General features: G+C 71.7%; 12 protein-coding genes. 7 read left to right on the plus strand and 5 right to left on the minus strand.

Going from position 1 to position 14,004, the window contains the following annotated elements:
• Positions 1-84: 84 nt before the first annotated feature.
• The 3 genes from fdhF (at position 85) to ACWCSD_RS33655 (ending at position 4,448) form a co-directional block, all read left to right on the plus strand.
• Positions 85-2,628 (plus strand): formate dehydrogenase subunit alpha, encoded by a 2,544-nt coding sequence (gene fdhF / locus ACWCSD_RS33645; protein WP_449920948.1) that lies wholly within the window; start codon positions 85-87, stop codon positions 2,626-2,628.
• Positions 2,629-2,694: 66 nt separating this feature from the next.
• Entirely contained in the window at positions 2,695-3,588 is an 894-nt protein-coding gene (locus ACWCSD_RS33650) for a universal stress protein (protein WP_449920950.1), read from the plus strand.
• Positions 3,589-3,593: 5 nt separating this feature from the next.
• The gene (locus tag ACWCSD_RS33655; RefSeq protein WP_449920953.1) at positions 3,594-4,448 is read left to right on the plus strand and encodes a universal stress protein; all 855 of its coding nucleotides are present in this window, start codon (positions 3,594-3,596) and stop codon (positions 4,446-4,448) included.
• On the opposite strand, the gene ACWCSD_RS33660 is transcribed toward ACWCSD_RS33655, so the two are convergent.
• On the minus strand, positions 4,445-4,654 hold the full coding sequence (locus ACWCSD_RS33660; RefSeq protein WP_449920955.1) for a hypothetical protein: 210 nt from the start codon (positions 4,652-4,654) through the stop codon (positions 4,445-4,447). The two genes, ACWCSD_RS33655 and ACWCSD_RS33660, sit on opposite strands and share 4 nt — an antisense overlap.
• A gap of 149 nt (positions 4,655-4,803) precedes the next feature.
• Between ACWCSD_RS33660 and ACWCSD_RS33665 the strand changes: the two genes are divergently transcribed.
• Together ACWCSD_RS33665 and ACWCSD_RS33670 are read left to right on the plus strand one after the other, a co-directional pair.
• Positions 4,804-6,210 (plus strand): DUF4389 domain-containing protein, encoded by a 1,407-nt coding sequence (locus tag ACWCSD_RS33665; RefSeq protein WP_449920957.1) that lies wholly within the window; start codon positions 4,804-4,806, stop codon positions 6,208-6,210.
• 133 nt (positions 6,211-6,343) lie between these two features.
• Positions 6,344-8,755, plus strand: a complete 2,412-nt coding sequence (locus ACWCSD_RS33670; protein ID WP_449920960.1) for a hypothetical protein — start codon at positions 6,344-6,346, stop codon at positions 8,753-8,755.
• Between the two features lie 182 nt (positions 8,756-8,937).
• Here the strand turns inward: ACWCSD_RS33670 and ACWCSD_RS33675 are convergent, their stop codons facing one another.
• Both ACWCSD_RS33675 and ACWCSD_RS33680 read right to left on the minus strand, forming a co-directional pair.
• Positions 8,938-9,372, minus strand: coding sequence for a wax ester/triacylglycerol synthase domain-containing protein (locus ACWCSD_RS33675; protein ID WP_449920972.1), 435 nt, complete (start codon positions 9,370-9,372; stop codon positions 8,938-8,940).
• 140 nt (positions 9,373-9,512) lie between these two features.
• Positions 9,513-11,174, minus strand: a complete 1,662-nt coding sequence (locus tag ACWCSD_RS33680; RefSeq protein WP_449920963.1) for a GAF domain-containing protein — start codon at positions 11,172-11,174, stop codon at positions 9,513-9,515.
• Between the two features lie 71 nt (positions 11,175-11,245).
• Here ACWCSD_RS33680 and ACWCSD_RS33685 point away from each other — a divergent pair, with 71 nt between their 5' ends.
• Both ACWCSD_RS33685 and ACWCSD_RS33690 read left to right on the plus strand, forming a co-directional pair.
• Positions 11,246-11,857, plus strand: coding sequence for a CBS domain-containing protein (locus tag ACWCSD_RS33685; RefSeq protein ID WP_449920965.1), 612 nt, complete (start codon positions 11,246-11,248; stop codon positions 11,855-11,857).
• A gap of 185 nt (positions 11,858-12,042) precedes the next feature.
• Positions 12,043-12,684 carry a response regulator transcription factor gene (locus ACWCSD_RS33690; RefSeq protein WP_449920967.1) on the plus strand — a complete coding sequence of 214 codons (642 nt, stop codon included), beginning with the start codon at positions 12,043-12,045 and terminating at the stop codon, positions 12,682-12,684.
• A gap of 9 nt (positions 12,685-12,693) precedes the next feature.
• On the opposite strand, the gene ACWCSD_RS33695 is transcribed toward ACWCSD_RS33690, so the two are convergent.
• A complete protein-coding gene (locus ACWCSD_RS33695) occupies positions 12,694-13,350 on the minus strand; it encodes a CBS domain-containing protein (protein ID WP_449920969.1) in 657 nt (218 codons plus the stop codon).
• A gap of 112 nt (positions 13,351-13,462) precedes the next feature.
• On the minus strand, positions 13,463-14,004 hold a 542-nt coding region (locus tag ACWCSD_RS33700), incomplete at its 5' end, for a universal stress protein (protein ID WP_449920971.1).

Consider the following 14,004-nt stretch of genomic DNA (forward strand, 5'->3'; position numbering starts at 1 on the left):
CGACTCGAAGACCGGCGTGACGCCGGCGGCCTTGAGCTTGGGGCAGGCGGCGGGAGAGCCGGCGGCAAGGTGGTCGCCGCGTGCGTGACACCGGCCGCAGAGGACGCCCCGATCGAGGTCGACGCGGATGACCTGCGCGTCCTGCGCCGCGAGGCCGTGGAGGTCATCGTCTCGGTCCTGCCGCCGCACGCCCTGGACGGCGAGCACGGCCGCAGCGAGCTGGCCAGGGTCTGCCACGACCTCGGCATCGCGCCGGACACGGCCCGGGGAGCCGGCGGCCGGGGCCGCGACGACACCCATCCGTACGTCCGCCTCGACCGGGACCTGTGCATCGCCTGCGGCCGGTGCGTGCGCATGTGCGCCGAGGTCCAGGGCACCTTCGCCCTCACCCTGGCCGGACGGGGCTCCGACACGGTGGTCGCGCCCGGCACGGGAGGGCCGTGGGCGGAGTCCGACTGCGTCGCGTGCGGCGGCTGCGTCGACACCTGCCCCACCGGCGCGCTCACCGAGCCCGGCCTGCCCGGCGGCGACCGGGCGCCGGAACTGCCGTGTACCCGCACCACCTGCGGCTACTGCGGGGTCGGCTGCTCTCTGGACGTGATCACCAGCGGCGATTCGGTGACCGCCGTGCTGCCCGCCCGCGACGGCCCCGTCAACCGGGGCCACGCCTGCGTCAAGGGCCGCTTCGCCCACGGGTTCCTCCGCTCGCCCGACCGGCTCACCCGGCCGCTGCTGCGCCGCGACGGCCGCCTTGAACCGGTGAGCTGGGAGGAGGCCCTCGGCCACGTGGCCCGAGGGCTTCGCGCGGCGGTCGCGGCGGGCGGCCCCGGCGCGGTGGCGGCGATCTCCTCGGCCAGGGCGACCAACGAGGAGAACTACCTGCTGCAGAAGTTCATGCGGACGGTGATCGGCACCAACAACGTCGACAACTGCTCCCGGCTGTGCCACGCCCCGTCGGCGGCCGGCCTGACCGCGGCATTCGGCCTGCCGGGCGGAACCGACCCCTTCGAGGACGTGGAGAGCGCCGACTGCCTGCTGCTCGTGGGCGCGAACCCCGTCGAGGCGCACCCCGTGGTCGGCGCGCGACTCCTCCAGCGCGTGCTGCGCGGGACGCGGCTCGTCGTCGCCGACCCGCGCGCGGTGGGCCTGGCCCGCCATGCCGACGTCCACCTGCGCCCCCGTCCCGGCGCCAACGTCGCCCTCTTCCACGCGATCGCCCACGTGATGCTGGCCGAGGGCCTGATCGACGACGAGTTCCTGCGTGAGCGGTCGGCCGGTCTGCCGCAGCTCACCGCGCTGCTCGCCGACTACTCCCCCGGCCGAACGGCCGCCGTCACCGGCGTGCCCGTCTCCGACGTCGTCGCGGCCGCGCGGCTGTTCGGCCTGGCGGAGAGACCGGCGATCGTCTACGGGCTGGGCGTCACCGAGCACCTGCACGGCACGGACGGCGTACGCGCCCTGTCCAACCTCGCCATCCTTCGCGGAGCGGTCGGAACCGGACGCGGGTTCGGCGTGAACCCGCTGCGCGGCCAGAACAACGTCCAGGGCGCGTCCGACATGGGCGCGCTGCCGGACCTCCTGCCCGGGTACGCCAAGGTGACCGACGCCGACGCCCGCCTCCGCGCGGAACGCGTGTGGGGCGTGCCCGTCCCGCCCGGGCCCGGCCTGCGGATCCCGGAGATGTTCGCCGCCGCCCGCTCCGGAGAGCTGCGCGCCCTGTGGATCCTCGGAGAGGACGTGTGCGCCACCGATCCCGACAGCAACCAGGTCGTCGAGGCCCTGGAGGGGTGCCCGCTGGTGATCTGCGACGAGCTGTTCCTGTCCGAGACCGCACGCAGGGCCGACGTCGTGTTCCCCGCCGCGTCCTGGCTGGAGAAGGAAGGCACGTTCGTCAACTTCGACCGCCGCTTCCAGCGGGTGCGGGCCGCGCTCGCCCCGCCGGGAGCCGCGCGGCCCGACTTCCAGATCATCCAGGTGGTCGCCGCGGCGCTCGGCGCCGACCTCGGATGCGCCACGCCCGCCGAGGCCCTGGCCGAGTGCGGCCGGCTGGCCCCCGTCTTCGCGGGTCTGTCGCACGAACGGCTCGACCGGGAAGGAGCCGTCCCCTGGCCGTGCCGTCATCCCGACCGGCCCGGCGAGTCCTCGCTCTACCGGGAACGGTTCGCCACCCCGGACGGGCTGGCGCACCTCGGCGCCGTGCCGTACCTGCCGCCCGGCGAGGAGCCCGACGACCGCTTCCCGCTGGTTCTGGTCACAGGGCGGCGCTGGGCGCACTACAACTCCGGCGGCATGACCCGGCGTACGGACAACCTCCTGCTCGACCCCACCGACCGGCTCGACGTCCATCCCGTCGACGCGGCCCGCCACCGCCTGGGCGACGGCGACCGCGTCACGGTGCGCAGCCGCTACGGAGAGGCGCACCTGACCGTCCAGGTCAGTCATGACGTGACACCCGGCCAGGTGTTCTGCGCCTTCCACTTCCCCGCCAGCGGAGTCAATGCCCTCACCTCGGATCGCGGAGACGCCGCGACGTCATGCCCCGAGTACAAGGTCACGGCGGTGCGACTGGAGCCCGTTGGCGGAAAGGCCAGGGCAACCGAGACAGACCAAGAGTTTCCCGGCCGGTGAGGCTCATCCGGCAGGAGCGGCGGGAAGGCCCATCCGACAGGACCATTCCTCGTCCAGGAGGCGGCAGTGCGCGATGACCAGGCCGACCGGCCCATCCTGGTCGGCTACGACGACTCGCCCGAGAGCCGTGACGCGCTGCGCTGGGCCGTCGAGGAGGCACGGCTGCGGAGGCTGCCCGTGCTGGTCTGCCACGCCCTGCACTGGCCCTTCGCGCAGAGGCCGGTCGCGGAGGAGGTCCTCACGCAGATCGAGCAGGTCGCCCTCGGCGTCGTCGACGATGGCGTGCGCCGCGCCAAGGAGCTGGCCCCGGAGGTGGACGTCCAGCCGGTCCTGGGGAAGGGCACGCCCGCCGCGGTGCTGCTGGAGGTCGCGAGCGGGGCGGAGCTGACCGTACTCGGCTCCCGTGGCCAGGATGGATTCGAAGGGCTCCAGGTGGGATCGGCCGCCGTGCAGGTGCCGGCGCACAGCGTCAGGCCCGTCGTCGTCGTACGTCCGTCCCTCCGGCCACCCGACGGTCAGGACGTCCGCGTCGTCGTCGGCCTCGACGGATCGCCGCCCAGCCTGGCGGCGCTGGACGAGGCGGCGTTGCGCGGCGGCAGCGTGACGGCACTGTGCTGCTGGGCGGACTGCGGGTCGGCGTCCTGGCCGGATCCGCTCCCCTTCGTCGACTCCAACGCGCTGCGCAAGGGCGCGGAGGCCCGCTTCCGGGAGGTCGTCTCCCACCTGGCCGCCAGACGCCCCGAGGTGACGGTGTTCACCGAGTTCGTGACCGAACGCCCCCAACGTGTTCTGGTCGACTCGACGAAGGACGCCACGCTCCTCGTCCTCGGCAGCCGGGGGAACGGAGCTCCCGCCTGCCTGCTGCTCGGCCCCGTCACCCCGACCGCGCTGCTCGAATCCTGGTGCCCGGTCGTGGTGACCCCTGCCGACGTGCTGAACCCGCGGCTGCCGCCCGGATGATCGACATGGAGACGAAAGAGATGGTCGGACGGATCGTGGCGGGCGTGGACGGCTCCCCGCCCTCGATGGCGGCGGTCGCATGGGGCGCGGCTGACGCCCGCAGACGCTCGCGGGAGCTGCGCCTGGTGCACGTGTGCGAGCAGTGGGCCCGCGACGCCGGGACGGCCGAGTACTGCGCCGGGATGCTGGAATCGGCGGCGGACCGGGCACGCGGCCTGGCTCCGGGCGTGGAGGTCGGCACGGAGATCCTGCCGGGCCCGGTGGTGGACGACCTGGTGAGGGAGTCAGCGGGAGCCGACAGTCTGGTGCTGGGCAGCAGAGGGCTGGGCGGCTTCGCCGGAATGGTGCTCGGCTCCACGAGCCTCGCGCTGGCCGGGCACGCCGCGAGCCCGGTCGTCGTCGTCCGGGAGGCCGCCACGGTACGGCACGGCAGGATCGTGGTCGGCTACGACGGATGGCGGTCCCAGGCGGCCATGGAGTACGCCCTGGCGCAGGCACGCGCTCAGGAGGCGGAGCTCTTGGTGCTCTACGCCTGGCGGCCGCCGATGCTGTCCTCGTACGCGACCGCCTACAGGGTGCTCAGCGAGGGCTTCGAGCAAGACGCCCGCGAGGCCGCCGAGCAGGTCGTGCCGTGGCGGGAAGGGAACCCTGACGTGCGGTTCGTCGACGACCAGGTCTGTGACCACCCCGTGGCCGCCCTTCGGAACGCCTCCTCCACGGCCGACCTCGTCGTGGTGGGCTCGCGCGGGCTGGGCGGGTTCACCTCCGCGATGCTGGGCTCGGTCAGCCATGGCGTGCTCCACCACGCGGTGTGCCCGGTGGCCGTGGTGCCTCCTTCCAACGCGGCTCGTAGGGCCTAGCCAGGTGTTCCCGGCGCAACCGCGACCGGGCACGCCGCGTGCTGCGGGGCGAAGCCCGCGGTGACGAACGCGAACTCGACCGAGCTGGTGGAGCGGGCGCGCTCGGCGCCGCGCCAGAGCACGTGGTCGGCGGCCTTGCGCAGGTGGGCCTTGGCCTCCTCCTCCGCCTCGCCGTACGGCCGCTGCCACGCGTGGAAGAGGGTCAAGAGCAGTCCCCTCAGTTCGGCCTCGCCGAGCGCCCAGTCCAGGGCAGTCCTCCGCTGCCGGCTTCTTGCCCCGTGACCGGTGTCCATCGGCACGAGACCTGGGACTTTCGCCCGCAGTCGCGCCGGCGGATCGATGGTGCGCTGAGAGGGTGAGCACATATCCCGTACGGGTGGAGGCCCGGCTCGAGGAGCCGCTGAACCGGGGCCTGTGGATCGTCAAGTGGTTCCTGGCGATCCCCCACTACATCGCGCTCGGCTTCCTGTGGATCGCCTTCGGCGTCCTCGCTGTCATCGCGTTCTTCGCGATCCTGTTCACCGGCCGCTATCCGCGCTCGCTGTTCGACTTCAACCTCGGCGTCCTGCGCTGGACCTGGCGGGTGGCGTACTACACCTACGGCGCGCTGGGCACCGACCGGTACCCGCCCTTCACGCTCGGGCCGGCGCCGGATTACCCGGCCACGCTGGAGATCGACTATCCCGAACGCCTCTCGCGTGGGCTGGTGCTGGTCAAATGGTGGCTGCTGGCGATCCCGCACTACCTGATCGTGGGTCTGTTCACCAGCGGCAGCCTCATCTCCTGGGCCGGCGGCCTGCCCGACGGCGGTGGCGTGCTCTACACGCTCGACTGGGGCGGTCTCATCGGGCTGCTCGTCCTCGTCGCCGCCCTGTGCCTGCTGTTCACCGGCCGCTACCCGCTCGGCCTGTACGACTTCGTGCTCGGGATGAACCGGTGGGCGCTCAGGGTGGCCGCGTACGCGACGCTCATGACCGACGCCTACCCGCCGTTCCGGCTGGAGCAGGGCGGCCACGAGTTGCCGCGCCTGGAGCCGCCGCCCCTGGCGCGTCATGCGCCCGTGCGGCACGGCGCCGGGTCGGTCGTGGCGATCGTCGCGGGCGCGCTGCTCGCGTTCGGCGCCATCGGTACGGCGGCTACCGGCTCGTTGTCGGCGGTGCTCGCCCACGCGCGCGCCTCGGACGGCTTCATCAGCACGAACGGCGAGCGGATCGCCACCCCGGCGTACGCGCTCACCACCGAGCCGGTTGCGATCAGCGGCCAGGGTGTGGAGTACCTGCGCGCCTTCACCGGCCAGGTACGCATCGAGGCGGCAGCCAAGGGCAGCCCGCTGTTCGTCGGTGTCGGCCCCCGGGCCGACGTGGAGAGGTACCTGAGCGCCACGGGTTATGACCGTGTCACCCACCTGACCTTCGGAGCGGGCTCCGACGACACGGCCTACACGCGGCACCCGGGCGGGCAGCCGGCGGCGCCTCCCGCCGCGCAGCCGTTCTGGGCGGCGACGGGCTCGGGCAGCCTCACCTGGACGCCCGAGGCGGGCGACTGGACCGTAGTGATCATGAACGCGGACGCGAGCCCGGTGATCTCGGCCGACCTGCGGCTGTCGGCCACGCTCCCCGGACTGAACGGGCTGACGGCCTGGCTGTTCGTCGCGACCGGGATCCTGCTGCCGATCGGCGTCGGTCTCATCCTGCTCGGCGTCCGCCTGGCCCGCAGCCCGGCCCCCCTGAGCAGGCGCGACCAACCGGCGCCCCGCACCTGAGACCGCCAGAACTGTGGGCACACCGAGATGTCAGTGCACCGCGGACGGTCCGACGAGGGAGACCAACGCCCTCCCACCGATCTGTCTCATGCGGACCGCTGACACCCACAGGGACCATGGCGATGATGAGGACATGGCCGCCTCACGCCGCGAGGGGCGGGCTCGCCGCCCGCCTCTGGAAGGCCGTCCGGCGCGCCCGCGCCTCAAGCACCATCCGCTCTTCGAGGACCCGGTCCTGTTCGATCTGTACATGCGCGCGCTCACCGGGGTGCTCGATCAGGACGAGATTCGCAGCGCTCTGGATGAACTGGGCGTGTCCCCCAACCGGTTGCGCAGCATGCTGGTCACCGACGCCGGACGCGTCCTGGCGCTCGCGCCGGAGGAGTTCGCGGCTTACGAGATGGCCCGAACGGCGACGAGAGCGCCGGTCGAGCGTGACCCGTTCTTCGGCGTGCGTTGGGCCGGCGTGATTCTCCTCATCGCCGGGGTGGTCCTGCTGGCGGCAGCCCTCGCCGCGAACCTGATATGGACGTGGGGCTGGGTCCTGTTCTGGGCCGGCGGGACGACACTGATCGCCGCCGGTGCCACCTGGGCGATCCTGCGGCTGCGCCGCCTGAGGCTCGGTCAGCGGATCTTCTCCAGCGACCTGGCCCCTGAGAGGAACAGCGTCGTCACCCAGGCACGCGACGCTCTGATCAGAAAGCTGGCGCGGCAGGAACTGCTCGCTCAGATACGCACGCGCATCAACACCATGCGAGCGCACCGGGCCGACCTCGTGTTCGCCGTGACCAGCAGCCCCGGGCTGAGCGACATTCACGACAGCCTCTACGAGGTGCCGACCCGCGCCGCCACCGAGATCGAGAGTCTGGTCTCGAACGTCACCGGCATCAGCCTGGGCATCGCGGGACCCCGCGGCTGCGGCAAATCCACCATCATCCGTCACTACTGCGGCCCCGTGCCCACACGGCCACAGCCGGTGGGCCGCTGGGAGCGCTTGCTCGACGCTTGGGAGGGCGTGCGCGACGGGCACCCTCCGGCGCCGCCATCGGTCGCGGACGTGCGCTGCCTGGTGTCGGCCCCGGTCGACTATGCCGCCCGGGATTTCGTCCTGCACCTGTTCGCCAACTTCTGCCGACAGGTGATCGTGCATTTCACCCCCTCCTCCGGTGGGCGGAGCCGCTCTCTGCTGTTGCGCCGATCCGCTCTGGCCGCGGCAAGGGCAACGACTCCGGCGATCGCTCCCGTACTCGTGGCCGCCGCCGCACTGCTCGTCAACGTGACCCCATGGACGCTCGGCGTCGCTGCCGGGGTGGGTCTGCTCTGCCTGGCTCAGAGCGCGCGCTGGTGGTCACGTCTGCGGTGGTGGAGGGCTCGTTCCTCCCCGCTGGGGACGTCGCCGCTGGTGCAGGCCGCCAAGCGAAACCTTGTCAAGGTACGACACCTGCAGTCGCACAGCGCGACGCGTTCCGCGGCGATGCGGCTGCCCGTGGGGTTGGAGGGGCAGTACACCACCGGCATCACCACGTCGGAGCAGCCGCTGAGCCATCCGGAAGTGGTGGAGCAATTCCGTGGCTTCGCCCGCCGGGTGGCGGCGCTGGTCCACGCGGGCGGTGGTCGTGTGTTCATCGGCGTGGACGAACTGGACAAGATCGGCTCCGCCGACCAGGCCGAGCGATTCGTCAACGAGCTCAAGGGCGTGTTCGGCGTGCCGTACGTCCACTTCCTGGTGTCGGTCTCCGATGACGCACTCGAAACCTTCGAACGGCGCGGCATCCCGCTTCGTGACGCCTTCGACAGTTCCTTCGACGAGATCGTCCGCGTCGGCAGGCTCTCCTACGCGGAGAGCCGCAGGCTGCTGTTCCGGCGCGTGATCGGACTGAGCGAGCCGTACGTGGGACTGTGTCACGTGCTGTCGGGCGGCATCGCCCGGGACCTCATCAGAGCCGCCAGGAAGGTCGTGCAGGCGGGGACCGCCCTCACCTGCCTGCCCCAGGGTGCCGAGGCCCTGCTTGAGGACGGCGTCGAGGCCGATTCGTTCATGCTGCGGGAGGAGGCACCGCCGGCACCCGTCCCAGCCCAGCTCGCGGACATCGCGGCGGCCATCGTGAACCAGGAGATCTCCAGAAAAGCCATGGCGTTCACGCACGCGTTGACCGGCCGCGACTCGGCCGCCGGCTCGAACCTTCTCCACCTGCTGCATGAAGCCGCGAACGGCGACATTCCGTCGCACGATCTGATCGCGGCGCTGTCGGCCGGTGAAGACGGAGAGTCGCCGGAAGCTGCTCGGCTGCGGGTGGACTATGCGGCGTTCGTCTATTTCTGTCAAACGGTAAGAGACGTGTTCGACGCCGGCTTGGACGACTCCTGCCTGGACCGCTGCACGAGGGTCCCCGGATGGGAAGGCGGGTTCGACGCCCTCGGGAGAGCGCGGGCGGCATTCTCCACCGACTCCCACATCGCCTGGCGAATGATCACTGGTGTCCGCCGGGCGTGGAATCTGAGCGTCTTCGAGCTCCCCGCAGCCAGGAGGCCCGCCAATGGGTGATCCTCCGAGTCTCGCAAGGTCGTGATGTCTCAGTACATCTGAGACAGTTCCTGCCGCAGTGCACATGCCAGAACGGGCAGGTCGGCGACCCGTTCCGCGTCGGCGGCGACGGTGGCAGTCAGGACGCCCGCGTAGGAGAGCAGGCGCGGTGTGGATGAGGCGCTGGTGGTCGAGGAGCCGGTTCACCAGGCCCGCGCGGGCGAGGATCCGGCCCACCCGAGGCCGCCTCGGGTGGGCAGGCAGACGGGCATGACGCCGACCTGGTTACCGAGTTCGGTGGCCGTGGCGGCCGTCCGTGCCGACACGGGAACGGAGACCACCAGGTCGGGCAGGCGTTCCCCGCGGCGAGCCAGCAACGTGCGGACCGCCCCCGCGATGGCGGCGAGCACGGCGTCGTTGACGGTGCCGCCGTGGACATGGGCGTACCGGCGCACGTCGGACAGGTTCGCGGTCGCCGTCGTCAGGCGTTGCCGCGCGCCGGCCGGGGCGTTCAGCGAGCAGCGCGGCAGCCGTCGGGGCATTCCCAGCTCGGCGGCGGCGCGCCGGATGATCGGCCAGGCGTGCGGAAGGCCGGCGGGCGTACGCAGCCGGGCCCGCCAGGCGTCGGCGACGATCAGGCCGAGGTGAGGGGCCGGTTCGGGGGACGAGCTCGGCGCGCCAGTAAGCGTCCATGTGCTGCGTCGTCGTCATGATGACGAAGATCTCCGGGTCTGTCCTCGCCTCCTAGGGACCTTGCAGGGGCCGGAGGGTCCTGCGCTCAGAGAGGGACCCGCCAGCTCAGCCGGGTGCCTCCGCCCTCCGGGCTCTCCAGCTCGCACGTGCCGCCGAGGCCGGCCGCACGTTCCTCGATGTTGCGCACGCCGCTGCGCCGGGTGGGCGCGTCCAGGCCGACGCCGTTGTCGGACACCACCAGGGTGAGCCCGCCGGAGGCCGCCTCGATGGAGACCTCGGCGCGGGTGGCGCGGGAGTGGCGGACCACGTTCGACAGCGCCTCCCGTAACACGGCCAGCAGGTGCTCGGCGACAGGCTCGGACACCAGGGTGTCGATCTGCCCTTCCATCCGCAGGCCGGGCATGAAGCCCAAATGGCTGCCGGCTCCCTCCACCAGGTCGACGATCCGCCCGCGCAGGCTCGGCGCGGCCTCCTCAAGAGGGCCCTGCAGGGCGAAGATGGACGAGCGGATCTGCCGGATCGTGCCGTCCAGCTCGTCGATCGCATGTTGCAGCCGCTTGGCCGCCTCCGGGCGCTCCACCAGCCGGACCGTGCTCATCAACGTCATCGCAGTCGCGAACAGCCGCTGGATCACCACGTCGTGCAGGTCCTTGGCGATGCGGTCGCGGTCCTCCAGCAGGCCGAGCCGCTCGGCGTCACGGCGGGCCTCGGCCAGTTCCAGCGCGATCGCGGCCTGCCCCGCGAACGCCTGCAGCATCTGCTGGTCGGCCCTGCTGAACGGCAGCCGCCCGCTCCGCTTGGCCAGCACCAGCACCCCGCGCACATCCGGCACAGTGCCCAGCGGAACCATGAGCCCGGGTCCGTAGCCCAGGCGCCACAGCGGCGAGTCCGGGTAAGGAGCGCTCTGCATGTCGGCTTCGGACATCGGCTCTCCTTGCGTGAACACCTCGCCGGCGAGCGTGGTGGAGACGCCGAAGACGGCCCCTTCGAGCTCCTCGGCGCCGTCGCCGTCCGCGGCCTCCGCGATCAGGGACTCCTTCGACGGATCCGGCAGCAGCACCTGGACGAGGCCGGCGTCGGTCATCTGGCGAGCGCGGGCGGCCACCACCTGCAGTACCTGGCGCGGGTCAGCTCCGGACAGCAGGCTCGTGGTGACCTCCGACGAGGCGTGCAGCCACGTCTCGCGCCGCCGCGACTCCTCGTACAGGCGGGCGTTCTCGACCGCTACGCCGGCCGCGGTGGCGAGTGCGATGACGATGGCCTCGTCCTCCTCGTCGAAGTCGCCGCCGCCGCGTTTCTCCGTGAGGTAGAGGTTGCCGAACACCTCCTCGCGCACGCGTACCGGGACGCCGAGGAAGGTGCCCATCGGCGGATGTCCGGGCGGGAAACCGTAGGACTCGGGGTGGTCGGAGATGCGGCCGAGACGCAGCGGCCGGGCATCTTTGATCAGCAGGCCGAGCAGCCCCAGACCGTGCGGCCAGTGCTCGATCCTGGCGATCTCCTCCTCGCTCAACCCGACGGGGATGAACTGCAGGAGCGTCTGCTCCTCGCCGACCACGCCCAGCGCGCCATAACTGGCGTCCACCAGCTTGGTCGCGGTCTCCACGATCCGCCGCAGCACCGTCTCCAGGTCGAGGTCACTGCCGACCGACACCACGGCCTCCAGCAGCGCGTGCACCCGATCCCGGGTGGCCAGCACCGCGCTCAGCCGCACCTGCAGCTCGGCCAGCAGCTCATCAAGTCGCATCTGCGGCATCAACGGATGGTGCTCGCTCTCCATGTCGATCAGTCTCGCATCCGGTGTGGACGGTGCAAACCATGCTTTACCAGACACCTCCCAAGGTCCACCTGGCCAAGGGCTTCCGCCTCTACGCCTCCACCGTGGCAGGCGGTGACATGGAAGGGAGAGCTGACAGGAGGAGCATGATGCGGATCACCGTGAGAGAGGTCATGACCGGGCAGGTGACGGCGGTCCAGGCCGATACCCCCTGCAAGGACGTCGCCGAAGTGCTCGTGACGAGCGGGATCAGCGCCGTGCCCGTCCCCGCGTCCGCCTCCACGGTCAGGGCCGCCCGGATCATGGACGAGAGCGGCGTCAAGCGGCTGGTCGTCACCGATGCCGAAGGCAGGCTGGAGGGCATCGTCAGCAGGCGGGACCTGCTCAGGATGTACCTGCGCGACGACGACGAGATCAGACGCCGCGTCATCGAGGGGCTCGAGCCGCGATCCGGGTGGGACGACCGCGACGGGATCATCGTCGAGGTCCACGACGGCATCGTCACGCTCGCCGGCTACCTGGGGAGGCGCAGTGAGGCGGCGGCCGCCGTCCACGCCGCAGAGCGGACCGACGGGATCGTCGGGGCGCGGGAGTCTCTCGGCTGGAAGGAGGACGACATCCTGGAACTGCCCCTAACCTGGGACCGCCCCTGAACCCGGTCCCACGGCGGCGAGGACCAGTTCGAACCCGGTGACGTTCTTCGGCCTGATGCGGACCACCTGATCCATCTCCCCGCCCCCCAGGGCTGGAGGGCGTCCTGGAGACGGGCCTTCTCCTCGGCGTCCTCGACCAGGCGGGCGCTTTGGGATCTCGGGCGGTCCCCGCTAGCGTTGGGGGCATGATCCGTGTGTTCCTGCTTGACGACCATGAGGTCGTGCGGCGCGGAGTGGCCGCCCTCCTCGACTCCGAGGACGACATCGAGGTCATCGGCGAGGCGGGAACCGCCGAATCGGCCATCGCCCGCATCCCCGCGCTCCAGCCCGACGTGGCCGTCCTCGACGTGCGCCTGCCCGACGGCAACGGCGTCGACGTGTGCCGCGAGGTGCGCTCGAAGCTGCCGGGGCTGGCCTGCCTCATGCTGACCTCGTTCGCCGACGACGACGCCCTGTTCGACGCGGTCATGGCCGGCGCGTCGGGCTACGTGCTCAAGCAGATCCACGGCTCCGACCTGGTCGGCGCGGTGCGCACGGTGGCCTCCGGGCAGTCGCTGCTCGACCCGCAGACCACCGCCGCCATGCTGCAACGGCTGCGCGACCAGGCCGCCCGGCAGGACCCGCTGGCGGCGCTGTCGGAGCAGGAGCGGAACATCCTCGACCTGATCGGCGAGGGGCTGACCAACCGGCAGATCGGCGAGCGCATGTTCCTGGCCGAGAAGACGGTCAAGAACTACGTGTCCAACCTGCTGGCCAAGCTCGACATGCAGCGCCGTACGCAGGCCGCCGCCCTCTCGGCCCGGCTGCGCGCCGAGCGGCACGGCTGACGCCGTCCGCTACAGCAACGGCGGGACGACGACGCGGTCGTCATGGTCAACGGCCAGGTCGCAGGTCACGTCGACCACGCCTTCGACGGCGCGTACCGCCTCTGCCAGCGCGATCGCCTGCGACCTGCGCCGCACGCGGCCGCTGAGCTTCACGACCCCCTGCTCGATCTCGACGACGACCCGCCCGGCGTCCGGGAGCACGGCTCTGATGTCGGCCTCCAGCTCCGCCGCCGGTCGGGAGAAGACGCGCAGCACGTCACGCTGGTGCAGGGTCCCGATGATGCGCCCGGTCGCCGGGGCGATCACGGGCAGCTGCTTGATTCGCCTTTCGTGCATCAGCCGGGCCGCGTCCCGTACGGACATGGCCGGCGGGACGGTGATCGCCGGGGAGGTCATCAGCTGTGCCGCCCTGACCGCGGCGGCCTTGCGGTGCTCGTCGCGGCGGTGGCGGGACTCGAACATCGACGTGCTGTGCCGTGCCGGGTCGATCTCCTTGAGCAGCAGGTCGTCCTCGGAGACGACGCCCACCGGGCGACGGTCGGCGTCGATCACGGTGACCGCGCCCACCGCGTACCGTTTCATCGCGTTGAGGACGTCGGCGAACGACGCGTCCGCCAGCACGGCGATGGCCACGCGGCCCATGACGTCCTTGACTTCGATCGACATGGCGTACCTCCTTCTCCCTCTTCACCTTGCTCCTCGGGAGGCCGGCTTCCGCAGTGTCGAACGTCCCGGGAAGCCGGCGCGGGTGCCGGCTCCCCTCAGCCATTTCCCAGGGTCAGTTCTCCGTACGGACCACCGCCACGGGGCAGCGGGCGTGGTGGAGGACGCCACGGCTGACCGAGCCGAGCAGCGCCGAGCCGAGGCCGCCGCGCCCGTGCGAACCCACCACCAGCAGGTCGGCCTGGCCGGAAGCGGTGGCGAGCGCGTCGACCGGATGCGCGGACGGGACCTCCTGCACCACGCTCACCTGCGGGTAGTCCGAGGCGAAGACGCGTACCCGGTCGCCGACGAGCCGGTGCTGCGCCTCGCGGATCTCATCCAGGTCGTAGCCGATCTCGGGGGCGAACGCGTGCACAGGAAGCTGCCAGGCGTGCACCACGCGAAGCGCGGCTCCGCGCAGCCGGGCCTGTTCGAAGGCGTCGGCGAGGGCCGGCTCGCACTCGGGCGAGTCGCCCACGCCCACCACGACCTCCCCTCGCACGGGACGGTGCTCACCGCGTACCACGACGACCGGGCAGCGGGCGTGGCCGGCCACGTCCGTGCTGACCGACCCCAGCAGCGCGCCGGCGAACCCGCCGCGGCCGCGGCAGCCGAGCA

The sequence above is a fragment of the Nonomuraea sp. NPDC001684 genome, assembly GCF_053596515.1.

Bases quoted from the DNA above. Each gene is read 5' to 3' on its own strand.
- ACWCSD_RS33655 (WP_449920953.1), top strand. From the start codon at position 3,594: ATGGAGACGAAAGAGATGGTCGGACGGATCGTGGCGGGCGTGGACGGC.
- ACWCSD_RS33695 (WP_449920969.1), bottom strand. From the start codon at position 13,350: ATGTCGATCGAAGTCAAGGACGTCATGGGCCGCGTGGCCATCGCCGTG.
- ACWCSD_RS33685 (WP_449920965.1), top strand. From the start codon at position 11,246: ATGCTTTACCAGACACCTCCCAAGGTCCACCTGGCCAAGGGCTTCCGC.
- ACWCSD_RS33690 (WP_449920967.1), top strand. From the start codon at position 12,043: ATGATCCGTGTGTTCCTGCTTGACGACCATGAGGTCGTGCGGCGCGGA.
- ACWCSD_RS33680 (WP_449920963.1), bottom strand. From the start codon at position 11,174: ATGCGACTTGATGAGCTGCTGGCCGAGCTGCAGGTGCGGCTGAGCGCG.
- ACWCSD_RS33670 (WP_449920960.1), top strand. From the start codon at position 6,344: ATGGCCGCCTCACGCCGCGAGGGGCGGGCTCGCCGCCCGCCTCTGGAA.